Source organism: Pseudomonas sp. ES4 (genome assembly GCF_050586665.1).
Lineage (GTDB): Bacteria > Pseudomonadota > Gammaproteobacteria > Pseudomonadales > Pseudomonadaceae > Aquipseudomonas > Aquipseudomonas frederiksbergensis.
Genome location: NZ_JBOBDO010000008.1, coordinates 16,543 through 42,500, shown reverse-complemented (window position 1 = coordinate 42,500; position 25,958 = coordinate 16,543). Strand labels below are relative to the sequence as shown.

Annotated in this window: 17 protein-coding genes; 7 read left to right on the top strand and 10 right to left on the bottom strand. The window is 59.1% G+C overall.

Annotated elements, in window-relative coordinates; genetic code table 11:
• Nucleotides 1–41: 41 nt before the first annotated feature.
• Together ACQ4OB_RS11575 and uvrD are read right to left on the bottom strand one after the other, a co-directional pair.
• On the bottom strand, nt 42–917 hold the full coding sequence (locus ACQ4OB_RS11575; protein WP_102614507.1) for a Tim44 domain-containing protein: 876 nt from the start codon (nt 915–917) through the stop codon (nt 42–44).
• A gap of 314 nt (nt 918–1,231) precedes the next feature.
• A complete protein-coding gene (gene uvrD, locus ACQ4OB_RS11570; RefSeq protein ID WP_074872141.1) occupies nt 1,232–3,415 on the bottom strand; it encodes a DNA helicase II in 2,184 nt (727 codons plus the stop codon).
• Between the two features lie 257 nt (nt 3,416–3,672).
• Here uvrD and ACQ4OB_RS11565 point away from each other — a divergent pair, with 257 nt between their 5' ends.
• From ACQ4OB_RS11565 to ACQ4OB_RS11555, 3 genes are all read left to right on the top strand, one after another.
• Nucleotides 3,673–6,546: an EAL domain-containing protein gene (locus ACQ4OB_RS11565; protein WP_430955717.1), complete on the top strand. Its 2,874-nt coding sequence runs from the start codon at nt 3,673–3,675 to the stop codon at nt 6,544–6,546.
• 135 nt (nt 6,547–6,681) lie between these two features.
• Nucleotides 6,682–7,548, top strand: coding sequence for a transcriptional regulator HexR (gene hexR, locus ACQ4OB_RS11560; RefSeq protein ID WP_008156648.1), 867 nt, complete (start codon nt 6,682–6,684; stop codon nt 7,546–7,548).
• A gap of 200 nt (nt 7,549–7,748) precedes the next feature.
• Nucleotides 7,749–7,958, top strand: a complete 210-nt coding sequence (locus ACQ4OB_RS11555; protein WP_076029232.1) for a PA3496 family putative envelope integrity protein — start codon at nt 7,749–7,751, stop codon at nt 7,956–7,958.
• On the opposite strand, the gene ACQ4OB_RS11550 is transcribed toward ACQ4OB_RS11555, so the two are convergent.
• Nucleotides 7,900–8,862, bottom strand: a complete 963-nt coding sequence (locus tag ACQ4OB_RS11550) for a LysR family transcriptional regulator (protein WP_074872135.1) — start codon at nt 8,860–8,862, stop codon at nt 7,900–7,902. The genes ACQ4OB_RS11555 and ACQ4OB_RS11550 overlap by 59 nt on opposite strands.
• A gap of 190 nt (nt 8,863–9,052) precedes the next feature.
• Here ACQ4OB_RS11550 and ACQ4OB_RS11545 point away from each other — a divergent pair, with 190 nt between their 5' ends.
• Both ACQ4OB_RS11545 and oadA read left to right on the top strand, forming a co-directional pair.
• Complete coding sequence (locus tag ACQ4OB_RS11545) at nt 9,053–10,468, top strand: acetyl-CoA carboxylase biotin carboxylase subunit (RefSeq protein WP_008156643.1); 1,416 nt, start codon at nt 9,053–9,055, stop codon at nt 10,466–10,468.
• 11 nt (nt 10,469–10,479) lie between these two features.
• A complete protein-coding gene (gene oadA, locus ACQ4OB_RS11540; protein WP_430955716.1) occupies nt 10,480–12,288 on the top strand; it encodes a sodium-extruding oxaloacetate decarboxylase subunit alpha in 1,809 nt (602 codons plus the stop codon).
• A gap of 77 nt (nt 12,289–12,365) precedes the next feature.
• Here the strand turns inward: oadA and ACQ4OB_RS11535 are convergent, their stop codons facing one another.
• The 3 genes from ACQ4OB_RS11535 to ACQ4OB_RS11525 form a co-directional block, all read right to left on the bottom strand.
• The gene (locus ACQ4OB_RS11535) at nt 12,366–14,678 is read right to left on the bottom strand and encodes an autotransporter outer membrane beta-barrel domain-containing protein (RefSeq protein ID WP_430955715.1); all 2,313 of its coding nucleotides are present in this window, start codon (nt 14,676–14,678) and stop codon (nt 12,366–12,368) included.
• A 222-nt stretch (nt 14,679–14,900) separates the two neighbouring features.
• Nucleotides 14,901–15,737 carry an amino acid ABC transporter permease gene (locus tag ACQ4OB_RS11530; protein WP_074872130.1) on the bottom strand — a complete coding sequence of 279 codons (837 nt, stop codon included), beginning with the start codon at nt 15,735–15,737 and terminating at the stop codon, nt 14,901–14,903.
• The gene (locus tag ACQ4OB_RS11525; protein ID WP_074872128.1) at nt 15,734–16,555 is read right to left on the bottom strand and encodes an ABC transporter substrate-binding protein; all 822 of its coding nucleotides are present in this window, start codon (nt 16,553–16,555) and stop codon (nt 15,734–15,736) included. The genes ACQ4OB_RS11530 and ACQ4OB_RS11525 overlap by 4 nt, the downstream gene beginning before the upstream one ends.
• Before the next feature lie 112 nt (nt 16,556–16,667).
• On the opposite strand from ACQ4OB_RS11525, the gene ACQ4OB_RS11520 reads away from it, so the two are divergent.
• Nucleotides 16,668–17,567, top strand: a complete 900-nt coding sequence (locus ACQ4OB_RS11520) for a homocysteine S-methyltransferase family protein (protein ID WP_430955714.1) — start codon at nt 16,668–16,670, stop codon at nt 17,565–17,567.
• Between the two features lie 120 nt (nt 17,568–17,687).
• Here the strand turns inward: ACQ4OB_RS11520 and ACQ4OB_RS11515 are convergent, their stop codons facing one another.
• From ACQ4OB_RS11515 to ACQ4OB_RS11505, 3 genes are read right to left on the bottom strand one after another with little or no spacing between them, the layout of a single operon-like run.
• Nucleotides 17,688–18,359 carry a GNAT family N-acetyltransferase gene (locus ACQ4OB_RS11515; RefSeq protein ID WP_430955713.1) on the bottom strand — a complete coding sequence of 224 codons (672 nt, stop codon included), beginning with the start codon at nt 18,357–18,359 and terminating at the stop codon, nt 17,688–17,690.
• A 17-nt stretch (nt 18,360–18,376) separates the two neighbouring features.
• Nucleotides 18,377–18,823, bottom strand: a complete 447-nt coding sequence (locus ACQ4OB_RS11510; RefSeq protein WP_102614513.1) for a GNAT family N-acetyltransferase — start codon at nt 18,821–18,823, stop codon at nt 18,377–18,379.
• 9 nt (nt 18,824–18,832) lie between these two features.
• Nucleotides 18,833–19,456, bottom strand: coding sequence for an FMN-binding negative transcriptional regulator (locus ACQ4OB_RS11505; RefSeq protein WP_074872122.1), 624 nt, complete (start codon nt 19,454–19,456; stop codon nt 18,833–18,835).
• Between the two features lie 90 nt (nt 19,457–19,546).
• On the opposite strand from ACQ4OB_RS11505, the gene ACQ4OB_RS11500 reads away from it, so the two are divergent.
• Nucleotides 19,547–21,097, top strand: a complete 1,551-nt coding sequence (locus ACQ4OB_RS11500) for a PLP-dependent aminotransferase family protein (protein WP_430955712.1) — start codon at nt 19,547–19,549, stop codon at nt 21,095–21,097.
• 122 nt (nt 21,098–21,219) lie between these two features.
• Here ACQ4OB_RS11500 and ACQ4OB_RS11495 read toward each other — a convergent pair whose 3' ends face one another.
• Nucleotides 21,220–25,845: a dermonecrotic toxin domain-containing protein gene (locus ACQ4OB_RS11495; protein ID WP_430955711.1), complete on the bottom strand. Its 4,626-nt coding sequence runs from the start codon at nt 25,843–25,845 to the stop codon at nt 21,220–21,222.
• Nucleotides 25,846–25,958 lie beyond the last annotated feature (113 nt).

Below are 25,958 nucleotides of genomic sequence, written 5' to 3'. Positions count from 1 at the left end.
GGCTGGGGTTTTTATTACAACATGCTTAACGCGGGAGGGGATCAGCCGTTCTGGCGGATACCGGCGACCAGCCAAGGCTGGTTCTCGCCCTGCGGACGTTCCATGTTCCAGCTTTCGCTGAACACTTCGCCCTGGTCGAAACGCGAGGTCTTCGACACACCGGTGAAGGTCAGGGTGGCGATGGTCTTGTCGGCCCGATCATCCACGCCGTCCAGTTGAACATTGAGGTTATCAATGTAGGTGGACTGGAAACCGTCGCCCAGATCGGCACGTTCGCGCTTGAGGAACTCCAGCAGTTGCGGAGTCACGAACTCGGCGATCTTGTCCATTTCGTTAGCGTCCCAGTGCTGCTGCAGGGACTGGAAGTGGTTGCGGGCCGCTTCAATGAAGTTGTTCTCATTGAACCAGGCCGGAGCATTGATTACCGGACGAGCGGCAACCGGTGCTGCCGAGCCGCCGAAGATCGAGCCCATGGCCGCTGGCTTCTGCTCGAACACTTCACGCTGCATCGGGGCGCCAGCTGGAGCCATGTGCTCCTGCTGCTTGCGACGCCGAGCGGCGATGAAACGGAAGACCAGGAAGGCGATGACCGCCATGATCAGGATGTCGAAGATCTGCATGCCCTGGAAGCCATCGCCCATGAACATGGAGGCCAGCAGGCCACCGGCCGCGATGCCGGCCAGAGGGCCGAGCCAGCGTGAAGCGCCGCCGGCCTTGGCGGCAGCGCCCGCGGCACCGGCCGCGCCCGCAGTGGCGGCAGCACCACCTGCGGCAGAAGAAGGAGCCATTTGGCTGGTCTGGTGAGTCGGCGCAGCGCCGGAGCTCTTGCCGCCACCAAAGCGCTTGGCGGCATTGGCGTCGAGGCTCATCGTCAGGCCAATGCACAACGCCATGGCGATGCTAAGAAAACGTTTCATAAAGGGAATTCCCATTTGTGGAAGGCACGCGCGCCATGTTGCACAGCTGGAGTGTTACTGGCTAGCGGCAGAGTGTTTCGGGCTTTTGCCTGACAGGTTGTGTTCAGCTTCAGTCAGCGCAATAAGACCTGTTAGTTTTGGTCTGTAGGACGAGTGGATTAGTTCTGTAGGAAAAGCGACAAGCGCCGCTGCACGATCAAACTGTGGGAGCGAGCCTGCTCGCGAATAGTTGCAGCGCGGAATAGCAGAAACACCGCGTCATCGTTCATCGCGAGCAGGCTCGCTCCCACAGAAATGTCCCTGACGGGTCGCTTTTAGATCGCTTCCAGCTTCGCGTAACCCAGCATCAGCCACTTGCTGCCTTCGCTGAAGTTCACCTGCACCCGAGCCTGGGCCCCGGCGCCTTCGAAGTTCAGGATCACACCGTCGCCAAACACCGAATGCCGTACGGTCTGGCCGAGGCTGAACCCGGTGTCCGGGATCTCGCTACCGCCAAACAGGCTGCTGGAGCTCTGCTGCTGGCCGCCGCCGAACGGACGGCTGACACTGTTGGACAGCCGCACTTCCTGGATCAGGCCTTTCGGCACTTCACGTACGAAACGCGACACCTTGTTGTAAGTCTCGCTGCCGTACAGGCGTCGGGTTTCCGCATAGGTCATCACCAGGTTCTGCATGGCCCGGGTGATTCCGACGTAGGCCAAACGGCGCTCCTCTTCAAGACGACCCGGTTCTTCAAGGCTCATCTTGTGCGGGAACAGGCCTTCTTCCATGCCCACCAGGAACACGTAAGGGAATTCCAGGCCCTTGGCACTGTGCAAGGTCATCAGCTGAATGCTGTCTTCATGCTCGTCTGCCTGAGTATCTCCGGCCTCCAGTGACGCGTGACCGAGGAACGCCGCCAGTGGCGACAGGTCTTCGTCTTCTTCAGCATTTTCGAAGTTGCGCGCGGCGCTGACCAGTTCCTCAAGGTTTTCTACCCGTGCCTGGCCTTTCTCGCCTTTTTCCGCTTCGTGATAGGCGATCAGCCCGGACTGCTCGATGACAGTCTGGGTCATCAGATGCAGCGGCATATCCATGCACTTGGCGGCGAGGTTCTCGATCAACTCGATGAATGCGCCCAGCGCGCCGGCCGCACGGCCGGTCAGGCCTTTGTTAGCCACCAGCAGGCGCATGGCTTCCCACATCGACACATCGCTGTGGCGGGCATGGTCGCGGATCGCTTCAACGGTTTTCTCGCCGATACCGCGGGCGGGAACGTTGATCACCCGCTCCAGCGCTGCATCGTTGCCGCGACCTTCCAGCAAGCGCAGGTAGGCCATGGCGTTTTTGATTTCTGCCCGTTCGAAGAAGCGCTGACCGCCGTAGATGCGGTACGGAATGCGCTCACGCAGCAAGGCTTCTTCCAAAACGCGTGATTGGGCGTTGGAACGGTACAAAATCGCGATATCGCTGCGGGCCAAGCCGGTTTTCAGCGCGCTTTCGATGGTTTCCACCACGTAGCGTGCTTCATCGTGTTCGTTGAACGCGGCGTATAGATTGATCGCTTCGCCTTCGCCGCCGTCGGTCCACAGCTCTTTGCCCATCCGTCCCGTGTTGTTGGCGATCAGGGCGTTGGCAGCCTTGAGAATCCCGGCAGTGGAGCGGTAGTTCTGCTCTAGACGAATGGTTTCGGCATCCGGGAAGTCGTCGGAATACTGATAAATGTTTTCGATTTTCGCGCCGCGCCAGCCGTAGATCGACTGATCGTCGTCGCCGACCACCATCAGGCTGTCGCCGCCCTTGGCCAGCAGCCGCAACCAGGCGTATTGCACGGCGTTGGTGTCCTGGAACTCGTCCACCAGAATGTGCCGGAAGCGTTTCTGATAATGGGCGAGCAGGCCCGGATGATCGCGCCACAGATCGAGGGCGCGCAGCAGCAGTTCGGAGAAGTCGATCACGCCAGCGCGCAGGCAAGCGGCCTCGTAGGCCTCATAAATGCTGCGCATGGTCGCCAGGAACAGGTCGCCGCTGGCTTGAATGTGTTGTGGACGCAGACCTTCGTCTTTCTGCCCGTTGATGAACCACTGGGCCTGACGGGCCGGCCAGCGCTGCTCGTCCAGGCCCAGCTCGCGGATCACCCGCTTGACCAGTCGTTGCTGGTCGTCGCTGTCGAGAATCTGGAACGTCTGGCTCAGGCCGGCTTCCTGCCAGTGCGCCCGCAACAAGCGGTGCGCCAGGCCGTGGAAGGTGCCGACCCACATGCCGGCCGGGTTGATACCCATCAGTTGCTCGATGCGGTGACGCATCTCCGCAGCGGCCTTATTGGTGAAGGTCACCGACAGGATTGAGTGGGGCGAGGCGTTTTCGACCTGGATCAACCAGGCGATACGGTGCACCAGCACTCGGGTTTTACCGGAACCAGCACCGGCCAGGACCAACTGACGACCCACGCGGGCAGCTACGGCCTGGCGTTGGGCATCGTTGAGGGAGTTCAGCAGAAGGGAGAGATCATCGCGCATCGGGGCATTCTAGGGGGCGGCGTCACACCGGGCAAACCCTGCATTGTTTTAGCCGATGAAAGATAAGTGCTGGACGACCGGTCAGTCACTGGCTGCAAGCGTTGGCGGGGCTCGCTTGGCTGCTTTTACACGGGGTCAGGCCGTCGATACTTTGGTCTATTTATGATCCGGGGCGGTTTGGCCGGGGCATTTGCTTGTGTATGCTCCGTCGACGTTTCGGGCTCATGCTCATCATTATAAGAACAAGAACATTGCCTATGACCCTCAGCACCGACCTGTCGGGCCCCGTTGTGGAACCCCGGGTTATCCGCAAACAGTACGCCATGGAAATGGCGGTCGAACGCACGCGTCTGCTTTATCAGGGCTCGTTGCTGCCCACGTTATTCATGTTGATCAACGGTCTGGTCTGCGCTGGCTTGCTTTGGAGCCCGCAGCGCTACTTCCTGGTCAGCGTCTGGCTGGTGTGGCTGTTGTCGCTGGTGGCGCTGCGGGTGATTCAGGTCGCGGCCTTCGATTCGGCGATACCCAACCGTCAGGCCCATCCGATCTGGCGCCGCATGTTTTTGCTGGGTTCGGCCATGACCGGCCTGACCTTGGCCGGCGCCGGCATTGCGTTGGTGCCCGCCGATAACTTCATGCAACAAGCCTGGGTGTTCGGCCTGATCGGCGCCGCCGCCCTTTCGGCCAGCGTTGCCTATGCGGTCAGTCTGCCGGCGTTCCTGTCCTTTACTTTGCCCTGTCTGTTGCCGGCCATTGGCTATCTGTTCTGGGGCGGCGATGAACAGAGTCAGGGCTGGGGCTGGTTCGGCCTGATTTTGCTCGGCGCATTAAGTGTGGTCGCCTGGCAGGTCAATCGGCTCATCAATAACGGTCTGTTACGGCGCTTCCAGAATCAGGCGCTGATCGAACACTTGCAGCAGGCTCAAAACTGCAGCGACCAGCTCAATCAAAAGCTGGCCAAGGAAATCGACCAGCGTCGTCGTGCCGAAGACGAGTTGCGGCAAATTCAGATCGAGCTGGAAAGCCGCGTCGCCCAGCGCAGCCTGGAACTGGATGCCGCCAACCAGGCCCTGAGCAAGAGTGAAGCGCGTCTCGCCCTGGCGTTGAAGGCCAGTGAATTGGGCTTGTGGGACTGGAACCTGCAAACCGACGAAGTTCATCACACCCAGCTTCAGGAGCTGTTTGGCCTGGAACCGGAACTCGTGACGGCAATGCTTCGCCACCTCAAGCCGCGGCTGCACCCCGATGACTTGCCGTCGCTCAAGCGCGCGCTGGTCGAGCATTTGAAAGGCCGCAGCGACGACTATCAGATTGAGTACCGCGTCCGCCACGGCGATGGCCATTGGGTCTGGATCGAGGACCGAGGTCGGGCGGTTGAGCGCGGCGAAAATGGCCGGGTGATCCGCATGGTCGGTACCCGTCGCGACATCAGCGTCAGCAAGGCTCTGGAAGAGCAACAACAACTGGCCGCAACGGTGTTCGAAGCGGCCAGTGAAGGCATCGTGATTTTCGATCCGAATTACGCGTTGATCGCGGTCAATCAGGCCTTCAGCCGGGTCACCGGCTATGACACTGACGACATGATCGGACGCAACGTGGTCGAGTTGCCGTGCAGCCGCGATGCCCGCCGACACTACGCTGCGATTCGTCAGGCGCTGGAGCAGCACGGCAGTTGGCAGGGCGAGTTGGTCGAAACCCGCAAGAATGGCGAGTTGTATCCGCAATGGTTGCAACTGAACGCGGTGCGCGATGCTCGGGGAAATGTGAGTCATATCGTAGGCTTCTTCGCCGATCTATCGGCCCGGCGCGAATCCGAGGAGCGCATGCGTTACCTGGCGCATTACGATGAATTGACGGGGCTGGCTAACCGTTCACTGTTCCGCGAACGGCTAAACGAGGCTCATCAGCGGGTGCGCCAGGGCGGCTACCGCAGCCTGGCGTTGCTGCACGTCAACCTGGATCGTTTCAAGCTGCTCAATGACAGTCTGGGTCATGAAATCGCCGACCAGCTCTTGCAGAAAATGGCCCGGCGGTTGGTCAATGCACTGCCTGAAGCAGACACCATCGCTCGTTTGTCCGGCGATGAGTTTGCCGTGTTGTTCAATGCCTACGGCAACCTGTCTAGCCTGGCGCGGGTGGCGACCCGACTGTCGTCCAAGCTGCGTTTGCCGATCACTGTCGAGGGCCATGAACTGGTGGTTAGCGCGTCCATGGGCATCAGTCTGTTGCCGGACAACGCGCGAGAAATCTCCGCGCTGGTTCATCAGTCCAACATGGCGATGCAGCATGCCAAGCACTTGGGCGGAAATAACTTCCAGTTTTACACCGACAGCCTGCAAGCCAGCACGCTGGAGCGTTTGCAGCTGGAAAACCAGCTGCGTAAGGCCATCGAAGAGAAGCAGTTGAAGGTGTTTTACCAACCGAAGCTGTGCCTCGCCACGGGGCGGTTGAATGCCGCCGAAGCGCTGGTGCGCTGGGATCATCCAACGATGGGCCGTGTGCCGCCAGGGGATTTTATTGGCCTGGCCGAGGAAACCGGGTTGATCGGCCCGATCGGCGAGTTCGTGTTGCGTCAGGCCTGCTGGCAAGCCTGCGAGTGGCAGCGTCAGGGGCTTGCGCCGATTCGGGTGTCGGTGAATCTGTCGGTGCATCAATTGCGTCAGGGTAAGTTGGTCAGCCTGGTGCGTCAGGTGCTGGAGGAAACCGGTCTGGCGCCGCACTACCTCGAACTGGAACTCACCGAAAGCCAGTTGCTGGACAGCGTCGAGCACATCATCGCGACCTTCCAGCAATTGCGTGATTTGGGGGTCAAGTTGGCGATTGATGACTTTGGCACCGGGTATTCGTCCCTGAGTTACCTCAAGCGCATCCCTGTGGATTACGTGAAGATCGATCAGGCATTTATCCGCGGTCTGGGGGAGGGTAGCGAGGATGCGGCGATCACCCGGGCAATCATTGCCATGGCGCACGGCTTGTCGCTCAAAGTGGTGGCCGAGGGTGTGGAGCGGGCAGAACAGTTGGAGTTTTTGAAAGCCGAGCACTGCGATGAAGTGCAGGGCTATTTGATTAGTCGCCCGGTCGAGGCCGATGGCCTGGCGGCGCTGTTGCGTGCGGACGCGAAACCCTTGTAAGGGCTACATGGAGCGCATGTGGCGTGAAATGGGGACATCGAGTTACGCATTGAGCAGGCAAAAAGCCGATTCATGTAGTATAACTACAAGCGTGCTACATCCCCGGCACCTGCCAATAACAAAGAGTCCAGCCCTTTGAATCTGCTGCAACACATCGCCCAGTCACGCCACCTCTTACGCAAGTCGGAGCTCAAGGTCGCCGACCACGTGCTGCTTGATCCTGCGGCGGTGATGCACAGCTCCATGGCCGACCTGGCCCACAACGTGGGCATCAGCGAGCCGACCATCGTGCGCTTCTGTCGCGCCATCGGTTGCTCCGGTTTCCAGGACTTGAAGCTGAAACTGGCACAGAGCCTGGCTGCCGGCGCGAGCTTCGGTCAGTTCGCGATTCATGAAGACGACTCGGTCGCTGACTACAGCCTGAAAATCTTCGACACCACCCTGCACACGCTGATGGAGGTTCGCGAGAAGCTTGATCCGGTGGAGTTGCAGCGTGCCGTGTCGTTGATGTCGCAGGCCCAGCGGGTCGAGTTCTATGGCTTTGGCGCGTCGGGCGCAGTGGCGGCCGATGCCCAGCATAAGTTCTTCCGTTTGCTGCTGACGGCGGCGGCGTATTCCGACCCGCACATGCAAGCGATGTCGGCGGTCACGTTGAAACCGACCGACGTGGCGATCTGTATTTCCCAGTCCGGGCGTTCCAAAGATTTGTTGATCACCGCCAATCTGGTGCGCGAAAGCGGCGCTTCGCTGATTACCTTGTGCCCGAGCCAGACACCGCTGGCCGAACTGTCGACCGTCAACCTGGCGATCGATGTGCACGAAGACACCGAGATCTATACGCCGCTGACCTCGCGCATCGCCCACCTGGTGGTGATCGACGTATTGGCAATGGGCGTGGCCATGGCGCGCGGGCCGAGCCTGGTCAATCACCTCAAGAGCGTCAAGCGCAGCCTGCGCAGTTTGCGGCTTTCGCCTAAATCGGTAAAAGCGCTGGACGACTGATTCTTCTGGAATTGTGGTGAGGGGCTTGCCCCCGTTGGGTCGCGCAGCGGCCCCAAAATCTTTGCGACTGCTGCGCAGCCTAACGGGGGCAAGCCCCCTCGCCACAGAACAACGTTCATCTCCCTGTAACCCGCCCGCCGCCAAACCGTCATCCCTCGCGCCTATCTTGAAACTCCCGTAAACGCCTTGGGAGACTCGAAATGGCCCAGCCCTACGAAGAACGCAACAGCGCCGTCAGAACCCGTCGTCAGCAGGAAGACCAGCGCCGCATGGAATTTCGCCGCGCTATCGAAGATCGCTGCGAACGTCGCCAACTGCTGGCTGAGATCGGTGATTTCCCTGAGCTGGAACTCAACTACTGGCAGGCGGCACCGGCAGCTTCCCGTCGAAGCGCTCAACCAGCGCGCTGATCTGCACCCGCTCACTGCGAATAAACGCAAGGAATGCGTGCGCCACTGGTGACAGCCGTTTTGCCTTGGCTTGCACCAGGCACCAGCTGCGGTACAACGGCAGCTCTTCGACTGGCAGCTCGACCAACCCGCCGGTCGCCAACTCAAGGTTCAGGGCGTGGCGCGTCAACAGCGCCACGCCCAGGCCCGCCACCACACATTCACGCTGTGCCTCAGCTGACGAGACTTCCTGGGTCTGGTTGAAGTGCACGCGCTTCTCTTTGAAGTATTCTTCGCAAGCCAGCCGCGTCCCGGAGCCGGATTCGCGCATCAGCAGTGTGTAGGGTTCAAGATCCTGCAAGCGCAGCGGGCCCATGTGGCACAGCGGATGATCCGGTGGCGCCACGGCAACGATCGGGTTGTTGAGGAATGGCAAGAACTCCAGCCCCATGTCCTGCGGCACCATGGACATGATCACCAGGTCGTCGCGGTTGTCCGACAGGCGTCGAATGACCTGTCCGCGATTGACCACCGTCAGTTGCAGGTTCACTTCCGGATGCTGGCGCTTGAACGCGGCAAACAGATGCGGCACGAAATACTTGGCGCTGGATTCCACCGCCAGCTTCAGCTGTCCTTGCAGCGATCCCTGCATGTCTGAAAGCTGCATATCGAGGTTTTCCAGCCGCCCGAAAATATCCCGGCTGGCGCGTTGGAGGGCTTCGGCTGCCTCGGTCATGTAGAGCTTTTTGCCGACGTAATCGAACAAAGGCTGGCCAATCAGCTCTTCAAGTTGACGAATCTGTAGGCTCACGGCAGGTTGTGTGAGAGACATTTCATCGGCTGCTCGGCTGTAGGACCGCAAATCACAGACTTCATTGAAGATCTGTAATTGACGCAATGTCATACGCATCAATGACTTACGCATTTTATTGGCTCTCTCCACGCAGGCTGATGGCTCAACTATAAGTCTTTACTTATGACTGACCCAATTATTAATCATTTTTGTTAATCCCTTGTGGGGGCTAGTGTGGGGCTGCGACTGAATCGAAACATTTGGTCACGCGTCGACCTGGTCTAGCAGGTCGTGGGTACCACCGGCTCAAGGGAACCTCCAAGTGATAAAAAAGATCCTGATCGCCAACCGTGGTGAGATTGCCGTACGAATCGTGCGTGCCTGCGCCGAGATGGGCATTCGCTCGGTCGCGATCTATTCCGACGCCGACCGCCATGCGCTGCATGTGAAGCGTGCGGACGAGGCCCACAGCATCGGTGCCGAGCCACTGGCCGGCTACCTGAATGCGCGCAAGCTGGTGAATCTGGCTGTGGAAACCGGTTGTGATGCGTTGCATCCCGGCTACGGCTTCCTGTCGGAAAACGCTGAACTGGCAGATATCTGCGCCGAACGCGGCATCAAGTTCATCGGTCCATCGGCTGAAGTGATTCGCCGCATGGGCGACAAGACTGAAGCCCGTCGCAGCATGATCAAGGCTGGCGTACCCGTTACCCCGGGCACCGAAGGCAACGTCGCGGATATCGCGGAAGCTTTGATCGAAGGCGATCGCATCGGTTATCCGGTGATGCTCAAGGCGACTTCCGGTGGCGGTGGCCGCGGTATCCGTCGCTGCGACAGCCGAGAAGAACTTGAACAAGCATTCCCGCGAGTTATTTCCGAAGCCACCAAGGCTTTCGGTTCGGCGGAAGTGTTCCTGGAAAAATGCATCGTCAATCCGAAGCACATCGAAGCGCAGATCCTCGGCGACAGCTTTGGCAACGTGGTGCATTTGTTCGAGCGTGACTGCTCGATCCAGCGTCGCAACCAGAAGCTCATCGAGATCGCCCCGAGCCCGCAACTGACCCCTGAACAGCGCGCCTACATCGGCGACCTGTCGGTGCGCGCAGCCAAGGCCGTGGGTTACGAGAACGCTGGCACCGTGGAGTTCCTGCTCGCCGAGGGCGAGGTGTACTTCATGGAGATGAATACCCGGGTGCAGGTGGAACACACCATCACCGAAGAAATCACCGGCATCGACATCGTTCGCGAGCAGATCCGCATCGCCTCCGGCCTGCCGCTTTCGGTGAAACAGGAAGACATCCAGCACCGCGGTTTCGCGCTGCAATTCCGGATCAACGCCGAAGACCCGAAAAACAACTTCCTGCCGAGCTTTGGCAAGATCACCCGTTACTACGCACCCGGCGGTCCCGGCGTGCGTACCGACACGGCGATCTACACCGGTTACACCATTCCACCGTTCTACGACTCCATGTGTCTGAAATTGGTGGTGTGGGCGCTGACTTGGGAAGAGGCGATGGACCGTGGCTTGCGCGCCCTCGACGACATGCGTCTGCAAGGGGTCAAGACCACCGCCGCGTACTACCAGGAAATCCTGCGCAACCCGGAATTCCGTAGCGGCCAGTTCAACACCAGCTTCGTTGAAAGCCATCCTGAACTGACCAACTACTCGATCAAGCGCAAACCCGAAGAGCTGGCCCTGGCCATCGCCGCCGCCATCGCCGCCCACGCAGGCCTGTGAGGAATAGAACAATGAGCAAGAAAATCCACGTTACCGACACAATCCTGCGCGACGCCCACCAATCGCTGCTCGCCACTCGCATGCGCACCGAAGACATGCTGCCGATTTGCGACAAGCTCGACAAAGTCGGCTACTGGTCGCTGGAATGCTGGGGCGGCGCGACCTTCGACGCCTGCGTCCGCTTCCTCAAGGAAGACCCGTGGGAGCGTCTGCGCCAACTGCGCGCGGCCTTGCCTAACACTCGCCTGCAAATGCTTCTGCGTGGCCAGAACCTGCTGGGCTACCGCCACTACAGCGACGACGTGGTCAGAGCCTTCGTCGCCAAGGCCGCGGTCAACGGCATCGACGTGTTCCGCATCTTCGATGCGATGAACGACGTGCGTAACCTGCGAGTCGCCATCGAAGCGGTGAAAGCAGCTGGCAAACACGCCCAGGGCACCATCGCCTACACCACCAGCCCGGTGCACACCATCGAGGCGTTCGTGGCGCAAGCCAAGCAAATGGAAGCCATGGGTTGCGACTCGGTGGCGATCAAGGACATGGCAGGCCTGCTGACTCCGTACGCTACCGGCGAACTGGTCAAGGCATTGAAATCCGAGCAATCGCTGCCCGTGTTCATTCACTCGCACGACACCGCTGGTTTGGCCGCGATGTGCCAACTCAAGGCCATCGAAAACGGTGCCGACCACATCGATACCGCGATCTCCAGCTTCGCCTCGGGCACCAGTCACCCAGGCACCGAGTCGATGGTCGCCGCCCTTAAAGGCAGCGAGTTCGACACCGGACTGAATCTGAAGCTGCTGCAAGAGATCGGTCTGTACTTCTACGCCGTGCGCAAAAAGTACCACCAGTTCGAAAGCGAGTTCACCGCTGTCGACACCCGTGTTCAAGTCAACCAGGTACCGGGCGGGATGATTTCCAACCTGGCCAACCAGTTGAAAGAGCAGGGCGCCCTGAACCGCATGAGCGAAGTGCTGGCGGAAATCCCGCGCGTGCGTGAAGACCTCGGCTTCCCGCCGCTGGTGACCCCGACCTCGCAGATCGTCGGCACCCAGGCGTTCTTCAACGTGCTTGCCGGTGAGCGCTACAAGACCATCACCAACGAAGTGAAGCTTTACCTGCAAGGCGGTTATGGCAAGGCGCCGGGCACCGTGAATGAAAAACTGCGTCGTCAGGCGATCGGCAGCGAAGACGTGATCGACGTGCGTCCGGCTGACCTGCTCAAGCCGGAAATGACCAAGCTGCGTGCCGAAATCGGCGCCGTGGCCAAGTCTGAAGAAGACGTGCTGACCTATGCCATGTTCCCGGACATCGGGCGCAAGTTCCTCGAAGAGCGTGCCGCCGGCACCCTGACTCCAGAAGTGCTGCTGCCGATTCCTGAAGCAGGCGGTGTGACCTCGGCCGGTGGCGAAGGCGTGCCGACCGAGTTCGTCATCGACGTCCACGGCGAAACTTACCGCGTCGACATCACCGGTGTGGGCGTCAAGGCTGAAGGCAAGCGTCACTTCTACCTGTCTATCGACGGCATGCCGGAAGAAGTGGTGTTCGAACCGCTCAACGAATTCGTCAGCGGCGGCAGCAGCAAGCGCAAGCAAGCCACTGCACCGGGCCACGTCAGCACCACCATGCCGGGCAACATCGTCGACGTGCTGGTCAAGGAAGGCGACACCGTGAAGGCCGGCCAGGCCGTGCTGATCAGCGAAGCGATGAAGATGGAAACCGAAGTCCAATCGGCCATCGCCGGCAAAGTCACCGCCATCCATGTGGCCAAGGGCGACCGGGTGAACCCGGGCGAAATCCTGATCGAGATCGAAGGCTGAGTTAACAGCCTCGATACACCGCTTTAAACCTCGGGGGGGCATGTGCTCCCCTTTTTTTCGCCCCGGGTTTTTGGCTGTCAGAAACTCATTCGCCACTGACCCGTGACGCCGTGGTTTCGGCTGTCGGTGCCGACCTCGCCAGTGAGGCCGACGCCCAGGGTATGTTGTGCTGATAACCCAAGGTCCAGCCCGGCATCGACCAGCAGACTGTCACGATCCAGCGACGCGCCGGAAACGCTGAAGTTTTTTCCGCCCGTCACCAATCGTTGGCGGGTATCGCTGTAGACGTCCCCATAAGTGTGTTTCCAGCCGGCACTGAACCGCGGCGTCAGTTGCATGCCGTTATCCAGCGTGTTGAGTTTCGCCAATCGCAGGCCGAATGTGCTGTTCAAATTGTTCTGCGTTTGACCCTGTACCTTCAGCGCCGCTGCGCCACCTTTTTCTGTGTAGGTGTCGCGCTGATAGCGTTGGTAACCCAGGCTGGCAAACGGTTCGATGCTGACGTTCGCCCGGCCCAGGTTGTAACCCAATTCTGCAAAGGCCTGCTGGGTGTTGGCAGCGTAACGGCCTTCGGGGCGGTCGCTGAAACCTTTGAAGGCAACCCGGCGTTTAGTGCTGCCGTCGTGGTTGCTATAGGTCGCGCCCAGGCGCAGGGACATTGGTCCGTTTTGCCGCAGGGCATAAGCGCCCAAATGCCAGCTGTCGAGATCGCCGTCGAGTCCTCGACTATCCAGGCGCGTCTCGGATTTACCGCTCATTACACCGATGCGCCATTCCTCATCGATGCCCCAATCCGCTCCCAGTACCAGGCCGTGGGTTGTGTGTTTCAGAGCATCGTAGTCGCGATCCAGCGTCCCACCGTGACCCAATGCTTGCAGCCAGACCCGGCCATTGTCTTCACTGCCGGCGGCCAGGCGTGGTGCATTGCGCTTGCTGGAATTGCTGTAGCTATTGGCGCTGTCCAGCTGACGCATGGCCGAGAGCATGCTGGCGCTGATTGGGTTGTCACTGTTCAGGGTCGCTTTTGCAAGGTTGGCGTTTTGGCCACCAGCCAGCTGTTCGATGGCAACAGATGCCGTTTGTTTGTCAGCGATGAGCAGGGCAGCGACAGCAGCGTTTGTTAGGCTGGATGCCTTTGGCACTGTGGCGACGGGATTGGTAACAGGAGGTTGAGTTGCGGCTGCGACGGGCTGGTCGGTGATGGGTGGCGAAGCGGCTGTGACGGGCTGTTCGGTGGTAAGCGGCGTTGCGGCTATCGAAGGTTTTTCAGCGGTAGTTGTTGGTGTGGTGACCTGAACGGATGTGTCGGGACTCGCAGGTGGATTCGGAGCTACAGCAACGGAGGATGCTTGAGGTATGTCCGTTGGCTCTTCAATGCTTTGGGCGACTTCCTTCCCGTTATCCGTGGTTGCGACATTTTCGATCGGCACATCGTTACGGAGGAGGATCAGGTCGACCTTCTTTTCTTGGTAATCGAGCTTGGGCGTTAAGAAGGCAAGGTTATTGATGACTTTCCCAAATTCCCCTTCGACTTTACTGGCAGCAAGGATGGTGTTTTCGCTGAGTAACGGGTAGTCACCCGGTGCTGCAACGATATTCAGTGTGGCGCCGCCGAGGTCGGCGGTGCCACCGACTAATATCGTTTCACTTTTACGGTCGGGATTGACCTCGTAGGTTAGCTCGGCAGTTTTGGAGAGATTCAAGTCACCTCTAACTTTCGGTGCTCCGTGCAAACCGTCGACAGAAAGCTTTCCGTTTACCGTCAGGGAACCCGTTACACCGTTGCCCGCAAAGGCACCTTTTTCATTGATAACTACGTCGCCTTCGATAGTTCCAGGATTGTTCAGGGTGCCGCCTGATTGCACGGTTGCGCTGCCGCCAATCCTTCCGTTGTTGACAAGCGTTCCTTGGGACAATGCCCCGCCCTGGATATCTCCGTTATTTATTAGCGTTGCTTTTGAACGTATCAAGACACCGGTATTGAAATCACCGGAACCATTCATGGTCCAAGTGCTTCGTTTGAGTTCCAGGCCTTCAAAACGACGACTCTCACCTAGCGTGCCACCGCTCGCGGTATCAAGTTGCAGGAAGTTGATGCCGCCACCACCGTCAATCAATCCTGCAAGGGCTCCGCGGCCAGACACAATGACCAGATCATCTCCATCGCCGAATTTTCGATCAATACCATCCGATGCTTTGCCAATGGTGTTTTTGTCGGTGGCGGGATCATTGATAAATGCGTCCATCGCCGCGATGAGCTGCTCTGGCGTTGCACCCGAAGGAATGGCGTCGAAGGATAGTTGCTGGGCAAGCGAAATTTGAGTGCAACCCAGCGTAAGCGCAACGGCCAGCGCCAGGTGTTTTGGTCGGAATTTGTGTTGAGCGGACATCGAGTACGGCCTCGTTTGAAAGGAGGCCAAACTCTAAGAGGCAGGCTATAGGTACTGATGTCAGCTGCTTCCCTCAGGCTTGCGGGGGTTGTCAGAAGGTTGTGTAGAAAATTGCCAGCCTCCTGAGGATGGTGGATTTTACCTGTTCTGGCTGACGCTTTTTCTTACAACAAATAGAGAAATGGTCGGCTATCGCAAACTCGGAAACTCATCTGCCTTTCACTAACTACGGCTCAAATACGCCTTCCCATAATGCCGCTCCATCCGCGCCTGAATCAGCTCCAGCCCAATCGACATCAGCCAGTAAATCACCGCTGCCGTCGTCAGCATCTCGATGTAGCGATAACTCGAGCGTCCATACGATTGCGCCAGAAACATCACCTCCCAAACCCCCATCACCGAGATCAGTGACGAGTCTTTGAGCATTGAGATGAATTGGTTGGTGGTTGGCGGGATGATGGTGCGCATGGCCTGGGGCAGGGTGACGCGCCAGAAGATCACGGTTTCACGCATGCCCAGCGCCAGGGATGCTTCGCGTTGGCCGTGGGGGACGCCGAGGATGCCTGCGCGGAAGATTTCGCTCAGGTACGCGCCGTAGTTGAGCGACAGGGCGATGATACCGGCGGCGATGGCGCCCGGGACGATGCCGAGTTGTGGCAAGCCGAGGTAGATCAGCAGGATCTGGATCAGCAGCGGTGTGCCACGGAAGAACGAGGCATAGAAGCTCGCAATACCGAAGGCCACAGCACTTTTCGACAGCCGCGCCAGGGCGGTGATGAAGCCCAGCAGCGAAGAGGTCACGATCGAGCACAGGCACAAAAACAACGTCAGTGCCGCGCCCTGCAGGAAGCCGTTGGGCGCCAGGTGCAGGCCGATCAGGTTCGGCAGTTTGTCGAGGATGATCGAGAACTTCAGGTCGAAGCTCAGGAAGAAACTGGCGAACAAGCCGAGCATCACTGCCCAGGTCAGGTACAGCCGCGTGCGGAAACCGAAGATCCGTTGCAGTCGCGACTCAGCCACCGGTTGCGGCGGCTGGGGAGGTGTTGGGAAAGAAGTCATTTACTGATGTCGGCGCCGATCCATTTTTGCGACAGCTTACTCAGGGTGCCGTCCTGTTTGAGCTGAGCGAAGACGTCACGCACTTTGGCGTCCCACTGGGCGTCGCCTTTTTCAATGGCCACCGAGTTCGGCTCCGAGTACAGCGGCTCGCCGGCGAGCTTGAAGCGTTTGTCTTCGGTCAGGCGCGGCTGGGCGGTGACAAGGTTGGTGAGGATCGCGTCCAGTCGAACGCCAGTGCCCAGGCCCAAGTCCTGGAATGCCACGTTGTCAGTGTCATACGGCGCAATCTGCACGTCCTCGAACGGGTACTGCAATTGCGTGTCTTCGGCGCCTTCGATCACCAGGTTCTTGTTCAGGTAGCTTTCGTAGCTGGAGGCGCTGGTGAGACCGACTTTCTTGCCGCTCAGGTCCTTGGCGCCGTGGATGCTGTCGTCCTTGGCGTTGACCACAATCACCGCTGGCGAGGCGTAGTATTCAACCGGGAAATCGAAGACTTCGGCGCGGGCCTTGCTCGGGGTCATGGAGCAGATGCAGATGTCGTAGCGCCCACTCCAGCGGCCGGCGGCGATCACGTCCCAGGACGGGGTTTCGAGGCGCAGTTTGACGCCCAGTTTGTCTGCCACGGCCTTGGCCACATCGACGTCGAATCCATCGAGCTGGTTCTGATCATTGAGGAACGAGAAGGGTGGATAGCTTTCCATCAACACGCCCACGAGCTCTTTCTTTTTTTCGACGCGATCCAGCGTGGCGCCGCCAAAGGCTTGGGTGGAGGCAGCCAGAATCGTCAGGCCCAGGGCCAGTAGCGGTTGGAATTTCACAGTCGATCCCTGATAAAAAAGAGGTTGTTATTAACCGGATGGTGCGTATTAAATAGTTATAAGAACGACTCCGATAGTGAGTTATTTTCATAAGCTTATGAGTGAAAAGCATATGGGCGCAGCAAGCACGGTAATTCTGGATGGCGGTATGGGTCGTGAGTTGCAGCGTCGAGGCGCGCCGTTCAGACAGCCCGAGTGGTCGGCGCTGGCCTTGAGCGAAGCGCCGCAAGCGGTAGAGGCAGTGCACACGGCTTATATCGAAAGCGGTGCGAACGTGATCACCAGCAATAGTTACGCGGTGGTGCCGTTTCACATTGGCGAAGAACGTTTTGCAGCAGAAGGGCAGGCGCTCGCGGCGTTGGCCGGTGAGCTGGCGCGGCGCGCTGTAGAAGCTTCAGGCAAAGCGGTGCGTGTGGCCGGCTCATTGCCGCCACTGTTTGGGTCCTACCGTCCGGACCTTTTCGATGCTGCCCGGGCGACTGAATTGTTGGCGCCGCTGGTGAAGGGGTTGGCGCCTCATGTCGATCTGTGGCTGGCGGAAACCCAGAGCTCGATCGTTGAAGCGCGAGCGATCCACGCCGGTCTGCCAACGGACGGCAAGCCGTTCTGGCTGTCGTTTACCCTGAAGGATGAAGACACGGACGAAGTGCCGCGTTTGCGTTCGGGTGAGCCGGTGGCTGAAGCCGCAGCCGTGGCGGCTGAGCTGGGCGTCGAGACGTTGCTGTTCAATTGCAGCCAGCCAGAGGTGATCGGTGCTGCGATTGATGCCGCGCGGGAAACCTTCGAGCGTCTGGGGGTGAAGATTCACATCGGCGCCAACGCTAATGCCTTCCCGCCGCAACCGAAAGAGGCCACGGCCAATGACGGTCTGGACCCGCTGCGCGAAGACCTCGATCCGCCGGGTTATTTGCAATGGGCGGCAGACTGGAAAGAACGCGGCGCCAGTCATTTGGGTGGTTGCTGCGGGATCGGGCCGGAGCATATTGCGGTGCTTGCCCAGAAATTGGCGTGAAGCCAATCGCGAGCAGGCTCGCTCCCACATTGGATTGGGGCTGGTCACAATTTTGTGGTCAACCCAAAACCCTGTGGGAGCGAGCCTGCTCGCGATGGCGTCCGTCCAGGCGCCGCTGATTTACCCGCGACACTCCGCCAGGGTTCTCACTTGCCCCGAATCCGTCTGGTTCTCATCGGACAGCCAGCGCTCAAACCCCGCCCCGATTGCCGGCCATTCCGAGTCCAGAATCGAATACCACGCCGTATCCCGGTTCTGCCCCTTGACCACCATGTGCTGGCGAAATATCCCTTCAAAACTGAACCCCAGCCGCTCGGCCGCGTATTTGGAGCGGGCGTTGCCGTTGTTGCACTTCCACTCCAGCCGCCGATAACCCAGCGCAAAGGATTCCTTGGCGAGCAAGTAAACCGCCTCGGTGCTTTTCGGCGAGCGCTGCATCGGCGCACCGAAAGTGACATGGCCGATCTCGATCCGGCCTTGTGAAGGAACAATCGACATCAAACTGAGGAGGCCTTGCACATCGCCGCTGGCACGGTCGATCACGCTGAAGAAATACGGATCGCTATTGGCCGCATGGTTGTTCAGCCAATCGTTGAACGCGCTGCGCTCCGGGAAAGGCCCGTAAGGCAAATAGTCCCAGAGTTTCGGGTCGGAACCCGGGCCTTGCAGGGCTTTCCACAAACCATCGGCATGACGTGCCGGATCGAGTTTTTCCAGGCGGATGAAACGCCCTTCGAGGGTTTGGACGGATGGCGCCGGAACGCCTTTCCAGTCGGCGAGTGAAATCGACATGCTGTTCTCCTTGAACCTTACAGGGCTTTGCGAAACTGGATGAAACCGGGGCGTTCGGCGATGCGCTCGTAGAGCTGGATCGCGGTGGCGTTGGTTTCGTGGGTCAGCCAGTGGACCTTGCAGCAACCGTCCTCTTTGGCTGTGGCGTAAACGTATTCGATCAACTGCCGGCCGACGCCAGTGCCGCGGGTTTCAGGCGTTACCAACAGGTCTTGCAGGTAGCAGGAGTTTTCGATGCTCCAGTTCGAGCGATGGTAGATGAAGTGCACCATGCCCACCGCTTTGCCGTCGGCCCAGGCCAGCGCGGCATGGGTCGGCTCGCTCGGGTCGAGCAGGCGCTGCCAGGTGCTTTGGGTGACGGGCTCAGGCAGTTCGGTGTTGTAGAAGCGCAGGTACGCTTGCCACAAGGGCAACCAGGCGGCGTGCTCGTCGGCGGTGACCTGGCGGATGTCGATCTGACTCATGTTCATTCCTTAACGCATCAAGTGGGCGAGGGCCTGGTCGTGCACATCAGGGCTGGCGGCAAGCCCCTCGCGCACTCCGGTGATGTCTGCGGCGTTGCGGTTCTGGCTGAGCTTGCGTTTGCCTTCCAGGCGCTGGATCGGCAAGGCAAAACCGACGATGGCCTTGAGCATCCCGTCAATGTAGTCAGCGGGGGCATCAGCGACTTTCCATGGATTGGCGCGACCCGCTTCATGACGATCGGTCAGTGCGCTGACCAGAGTGCGCAGGCGATCGGTGTCGGTGAACACTTCGGCCGTGCCGTATGCATGCACGGCAACGTAGTTCCAGGTCGGCACGACTTTGCCGTGCTCGGCCTTGCTCGGGTAAAACCCAGGGCTGATGTAAGCGTCGGCACCGGCAAAAATCACCAGGGCTTCGGCGCCGTTTTGCAGTTCCTTCCATTGCGGATTGGCCTTGGCGAAGTGTCCATAAAGGGTGCCATTCGGGCCTTGGTCCGAACTCAGCAGCAGCGGTAAATGGCTGGCTTGCAGACCTTGTTCCCCATAGGTGACCAACACCGCGAGGCGGGTGCCGAGTATCTGCTGGTGCAGTTCATGCAAATCATCGATGGCAAAGTTGCTGGGCGTGTACATGGAGATTTTCCTTGGCGAATGCCTGCATCCTAGGCAGGCTATTGGTCTGTTGTAAGAGCCATTAACGACCAATTTCATAGGTCCATTGCCATGACCCGCGAGCCACTGTCCTTGTCATTCAACCCGGCGGGTATCGAACTCGATCGCCGTCAGGGTTTGAGTCGTCAGCTCTATCAAGCCCTGCGGGTGCGAGTGCTCGACGGTCGGCTGGCCAGCGGTACGCGATTACCGGCCAGTCGCGATCTGGCGGCGGCGTTGTCGATTTCCCGAAACAGCGTGGTCCGGGCCTACGATCAGCTCTACGCCGAGGGCTTTATTGAAGGGCGTGTGGGTGACGGGACGTATGTCGCGCAATTGCCTCAATCAGTGTTGCCGGTGAAAAAACTATCCACAAAAGTGTCCACAGGGTTGTCAACAGGGTTATCCACAGCCTTATCCACAAATTGGCTGGATTTACCTGTGGTTTCATCCAGCAAAGTTATCCACAGCGGTGCGCTGGGGCGCGTGGAAAAGAACCATTTGGCCTTGCCGCCGAGTGGTCCGCCCCGAGCGTTTCGGGTCGGTGTTCCGGCGTTCGACCTGTTCCCGTTCGAGGTTTGGGCCAAGCTGAATGCGGCTTTCTGGCGTAAACCGGATCTGCAGCAGTTGTGTTACGGCGATCCGGCAGGCGACGCCCGTTTACGCGGTCTGATTGCCGCGTATTTGCGCAGCTCCCGGGGGATGCAGTGCACGGCTGAGCAAATAGTGATCACCAGTGGCGCACAGCAAGGGATTAGCCTTTGTGCACAGCTGCTGGTAGAGCCGGGCGATGGCGTCGCGATCGAGAATCCGGGGTATCGGGCGGCGGGTCATGCGTTCGCCGTGGCCGGTGCGCGATTGCACGGGGTGGCGGTGGACAGCGAGGGTATCGACTGCACCGAATTGAACGGGCTCAAGGATTGTCGTTTGGCCTATGTCACGCCGTCGCATCAATACCCGACCGGGGTGGTGATGAGTCTGGCGCGGCGGTTGGAGTTGTTGGCCTGGGCCGAGCGAACCGGGGGCTGGATCGTCGAGGATGATTACGATGGCGAATACCGTTACAGCGGCGCGCCACTGGCCCCGCTGGCTGCGCTTGATCGCCACGGGCGGGTGCTCTACGTCGGCACGTTCGGCAAAGTGGCTTTTCCGGCATTGCGCCTGGGCTATCTGGTGCTACCAGCGGCATTGGTGGACGCTTTCGCCCAGCGCCGCGCGGTCGATGTGCGCCATTCCGAGGTAAGCACCCAGGCCGTCATGGCCGAATTCATGGCGGCCGGGCATTTCCAGCGGCACATCCGCCGCATGCGCCGCGCCGCGTTGAGTCGTCGCAATACACTTCTGGCCAACTGGCCCTCGGACATTCCCGGAGTTGGCAGCCTGCCGAATGTCGCGGCAGGGCTGCACTTGACGGTGGCGGTCGACACTCAGGCCCGCGAGCGCGAACTGATTGAAGCCGCAGCCCGCGTCGATGTCGAGATCAACGGCCTGAGCAGTTACTGGCTACCGGATTCGAGCACTCCGGCGGATCAGCGAGCGGGGCTGGTGCTGGGTTTTGCGGCGGTGCCGGAGGCGGCCATCGAATCAGCGCTTGCGCGTTTGCGCAGTGCCTGGTGCCGGTAAAGGGCGCACTGGTGATTCGACGCAGTACGTAGTCGGCTGCAGGATCGTCTTTTCATCTCGCTGTGCAATGTCTTCGACGCTGACAGCGAGATGAACGGGAGAGCTGGTCTGTGGATGGTGCGTCAGGAAGTGCTCACCTTGGGAAGGAACAGCGAGCGGGCCAGCTGAGGGCTGATTCTGCTGCGATAGATCTCGATCGCTTCCTGGTTGCTGGTGCTTGCCCCTATATCGACACTGCCCAGCAGCCGTTGCTCGCGGGTTTTCAAATGAGCGGCGGTATAGGCCTGGACCTCGTCCTTGAGCTGGGCGTAGTGAAAGTGGGCGTACCAAAGCACGCGGGCGGTGGTGGCCTCCCGCACTTCGTATTCCTGCAGATAGTCCCGGCGCTGCCCTTTGAGTCGACGTCGGTCTCCCACGTGCACGATGTCGACTTCGCCTTTGCTGTGTAACCATTCGACGCGGGCGGCGGTAGGCGGTTGTCGTTTGGTCATCTCAAGCCGCAGGCGATGGCCTTCGGCATAGAGTCGGGTGGTTTGTGTGGCCAGTTGCGTCAATACCGGTTGTGCCTCGTTCGTATGATCCTGCGTGGCATTGCTTTGGATGAGCGCTGCGTTGATCGCTTTGGCGGCGTCTTCAAGGCGAGAGGCCTGCTGGTGGAACACTTCCTCTATTTCCACCGGAAGCTGCCAGGACTGTTTTGAGTCAGCTTCGGCACGTTGCATAAAGGCGGGCAGAGAATCCAGCAGCGATTGTCCTGCCGTTATGCGTGCCCCCGGGTCAGGCAGGCGCGATTTGGGAGCCTGCGGTTTCTTCGTCAACCGTTCGACCCAGACCCCAGGGCTCTTTTCGTGGAAAGTGGCAATCACCTTGCCGGTCACCGGGGCGGTGACGTCCACGAGGACCATTTTTCCGGGCGCGGTTTTACGGGTCTGGCCGATCACGGTGCCTTTGAAGCGCGTCGTGATGACTCTCTTGTTTGACGCCGATGAGGTGCGTGACGGGCCGGGTGCAGGCTCCAGGAGTCGCTGCTCGCGCAGCAAGTCCGCCAGATGCCCTACGGTCTGCTGATGGAACTCCTCGATACGGCCCTGCAGTCGCTCAAATTGCTTTTGCACGATCTGCTCCTGGTAGGTCGCTGTGAAGCTCTTGAGGCGCTGTTCGATGGCGGCGAACTGATCGACCAGACTGTTCAAGGCCTCGATCCGGTCACCCATGTTCAGCAGCTGCTCATCACCCATCAACTCCATTGCACTATTCACCGTCAGATCGGCATCTTCGACAATCTGCTCGATGGAAGCTTTGGCTGCGGACCGTTCGGGCGTTTCGCCAGATTTGAGGCACAGCTCGCGGGCCAGCGTGACCTGCAGGGACTTGAGGTCCGGGAGGTTGAATTTAGGCAGTGATTTTTGGTAATCGAGGAGCAACTGCTCAGCGTTTTTGCCCAGTCGTCTCAACTCCTGGAAGCGCAACTGAGCGAACTCGACCTTCTGAATAATCCCTTGGGTCAGGTCTGACATGGTTTCAAACGTCCCGGCGGGAGGAGGGGGGCCGCTTTTTTCTTCGGCATCGAGATGTTCCATGGTCAGCTTCAGGGCATCGACGAATGCCGGGTATTTCTCGTCGATCCAGGTTTGGTTGAAAAACAGTTGAGTTCCCAGCATTTCGATCATCGCAACACGATAGTTGGGCACATCCTCGACCAGATTGAGCGATTTTAATTTCTCGATCGTGGTTTCATATTCGACGGTGCGCTCCTCAAGTTTTTCGAGAAATGTTTGTCGAGCGGCAGCGATTGCCTCTGGGGGGGCGTCTTTCATGGTTATGTAGGCATCGTTAATACTTTTTCGTTTGTCCGCCATTTGCGCATCGAAGACGGCCAGATGAGTCTTGATCTCGGCGGTTTTGCTTGCGTTGGCTTTTTGTAATGCCTTGAGCCTGCTTTTCTTGCCGCCGCCCCGCAGGCGCAGCCTGATATCGATGACCCATTCGCCTTTGGAATTGCTGATCAACAAGGGGCCGTTGATGGAAGGTTGCTTGCGGGTATCAATGATCTGGACAACTTCATCGTCGTTCACGAAGACTTCGAACCATCGTTCGCCCACCGGGGCATAGTATTTGGACTGATGTTCATAGAGGTGTTTGTACAAGCCTTCGGTACTGGCCGCTCCGAGTCCTTGCGGTTTAGGGATTTTGTATCGGTCCAGGGTTGGCCCCAGCCCTGCGCTGTTGCTATTGAGCACGGTCGTGGGGTGAAGCGAGGTCTGGTGTTCAACCGGCAGATAATCGTCCGCAATATCAGGCAGTTGTATGCTGGCCGGGGTCTGGGCCGGAGGACTTTTCTGCGTGCCGGCAATAACGGGTTTTTCGGTCTGCGATACGCGGTCCCGCGCGGGTTGGCGGCGGGCAATCGCGTGGTGAGCCAGCACCATGCCCAGGGTCAGGAACAAGTCGGTCAGGGCGGACCATTGTGCCGTCGTATCCTGGTTTTCCCGGGCGTCGATGCCTTCTTGAAGATCGTCCAGAATCTGCCAGATCCACGCAGCCGTTCCGGCGGTTCGACCGAGAAACGGCAACACGGCGCTGAATATCATCCAGGCGTGTTGTTTGAAACTGGCCCAGCGGCTTTCGGCATTGGACACCGAATCCCGCTCGCCCTTCATGATCAGCGCGTTGGCGTTGGCCTTGAACAGTTTCATCAGGCGGTCATGCTCGATCACTTTCTGCCCGAACGACACCGGCCCGCTCATCTGCCGGGCAATGCTTGAGTCGACCAGCAGTTGTGACAACGTCCAGACCGAAGGCAATTCCCCCGGGAAGACATACTGCGAATAGTTGAACCGAACGTTGTCCGGCAACCATGCCAGGGTTGATGCCCGCAGCTCCTTGGAGTGTTTGATCGCATACAGCAGGTTGGCGGCCGTGGGGTACTGCGTCAGCGGTTGCTCAAGCAGTGGGCGATAGAGAATGCAGGGCCCCTTGGCCATGTCTCGTGGCCCGATCACAAACATGTTGGTGACTTCATCAGGGGTTTTGTTATTCCGCTGGCTGGGAATGAACGCCAGCGGACGGATGACGATCTCTTGCCCGTCGACCCACCGGTCGGCGTTCAGCACATTCATTGCCGCCACGACGTAGCGATAGCCCTTTTCGTCGATGCCATGTTCGCCGAGGATTTTGCTTTGCAATGCTTGCAGCGCCAGCTGAATACGCAAGTTACTGGCGTAGAGGCGTTGACGGCGCAGCGATTCCACCGGGTCATCCAGTAGCTTGCTCTTGACCCACGCGGGGTAGGTCGCACCGATATCGACAGCGCTGATGGCCTTCTTGACATAGTCGGGCGTCATCCACGTGGGCACCGCTGTGCCGTCTTTGTACTGCACCGACTGGTTGCCCAACGGAAGGGCGATGAGGTTGTCGAGTGCCAGTTCGGCAAGGCCCAGGCGTTTGGTCTCGCTCATGCCGGGAGCCGTGAATGTCCCCCATACCACTTGACTCTCAACAACGATCTCGACGTTCTCAAGCTTCATGCTGGCAACATCACTGTGGCTTTTGAGCATGTGGGCTCGAAGTGCATCCAGCGCGAATTTCTTGATCGGAGCAATATCGTCGTCGAAGGATTTTCCGTTGTTACGCAGTTGCAGCAGCGCCAGATCAAACAGGTGTCGGCTGTAGCAACCCAGATCGAATGGCGAAGCGTCGTTCAGCCATTCGGGGATCAGCCGCTGCACCTTTTCGAAGTGCGAAACCTGGGTGGTTTGAGTCCTGCCGCTCACCTCTGTTGCGGGATGGGTGAGGGCGGGAATCGCCGGCCTGCTGGTCCGTTTTGCAAACTCCAGGCTGGCAATGGCATCCGTCTGCAGAGCAATCAGTGCGACGGCCTGATGATCGAAAAAATTCCCGGCGGGTTCGAACAGGCGCCATTGGAGCGTGGCCTCGGGAGGCAGTTCTTCAACATACTTCGGCAAATCCTCGCCGAGCTTTTCCAGCGACTCATATGTCCCAAAGCCTGAAGCGATGGAGTGGGTCAGAATGATTGTGCGTGTCTCGACGGTACCGATCACGACGGTCAGATCCGTACGATTGAGGTGGCTGGACACTGCGCCATCGAGCCGGTCGAGGTCGATCAGGCAGACCCGAATCTTGTAGGTGTCATGGGGGGTACGCAACTTTGCATCGGGATAGTTGAAGACGTTGCGCGCAATGGCCAGCTGGTGCGTATCCCAGCCCTCAACCTTTTCAACATTCCAGACCTGGCGCAATGACTGCGACAACGTCTGCCAACGCAGGGTCGTGCCTTGGGCGGGCTGGTCCCAGTATTCGAGCTGTTGTTCCTGGTAAGCCACCAACAGGATGGGGGACAGTTTATTGATCAGGCGTCCTATCGCATCGATCTGGATCGGAAGGTGGATAGGCGTGGTCGCTCCGGGATTCAGGCTCAGGAAATGTTCACCGTCGAGATAGGTCACTGATCCGCCTGAGCCGGAGTGCCGCAGCAGCGTGTCCGTCAATGACTCGAATCTCAATGATCCGGGGTGGACAGTCCCGGCGATGATTTTCCAGGTCGGTGTGACGACCATCGCCATAGCGGGGTTAATGTCCAATTGTGGATACAGCTTTTTCAGGTCGTCTCGAAGAATACGAGTGGCCACCTCCCTGATAGAGGGGCCAGTAACCAGTTGGGTGAGCAGATCATTTGGATTGCTGGATGCCGGATCGGCTTCGACTGCATTCGTTTCGGTAGAAGACATGTGCATTCCTTTCTGAGGGGCTGGGACGTGCGCGCCAACGCGCCGGTCAGGTTCGGAAAGTAGCGGGGTGGGGGATCGGTCGGGCGGTACTTAAATATCGTCAGGTAAAAAAA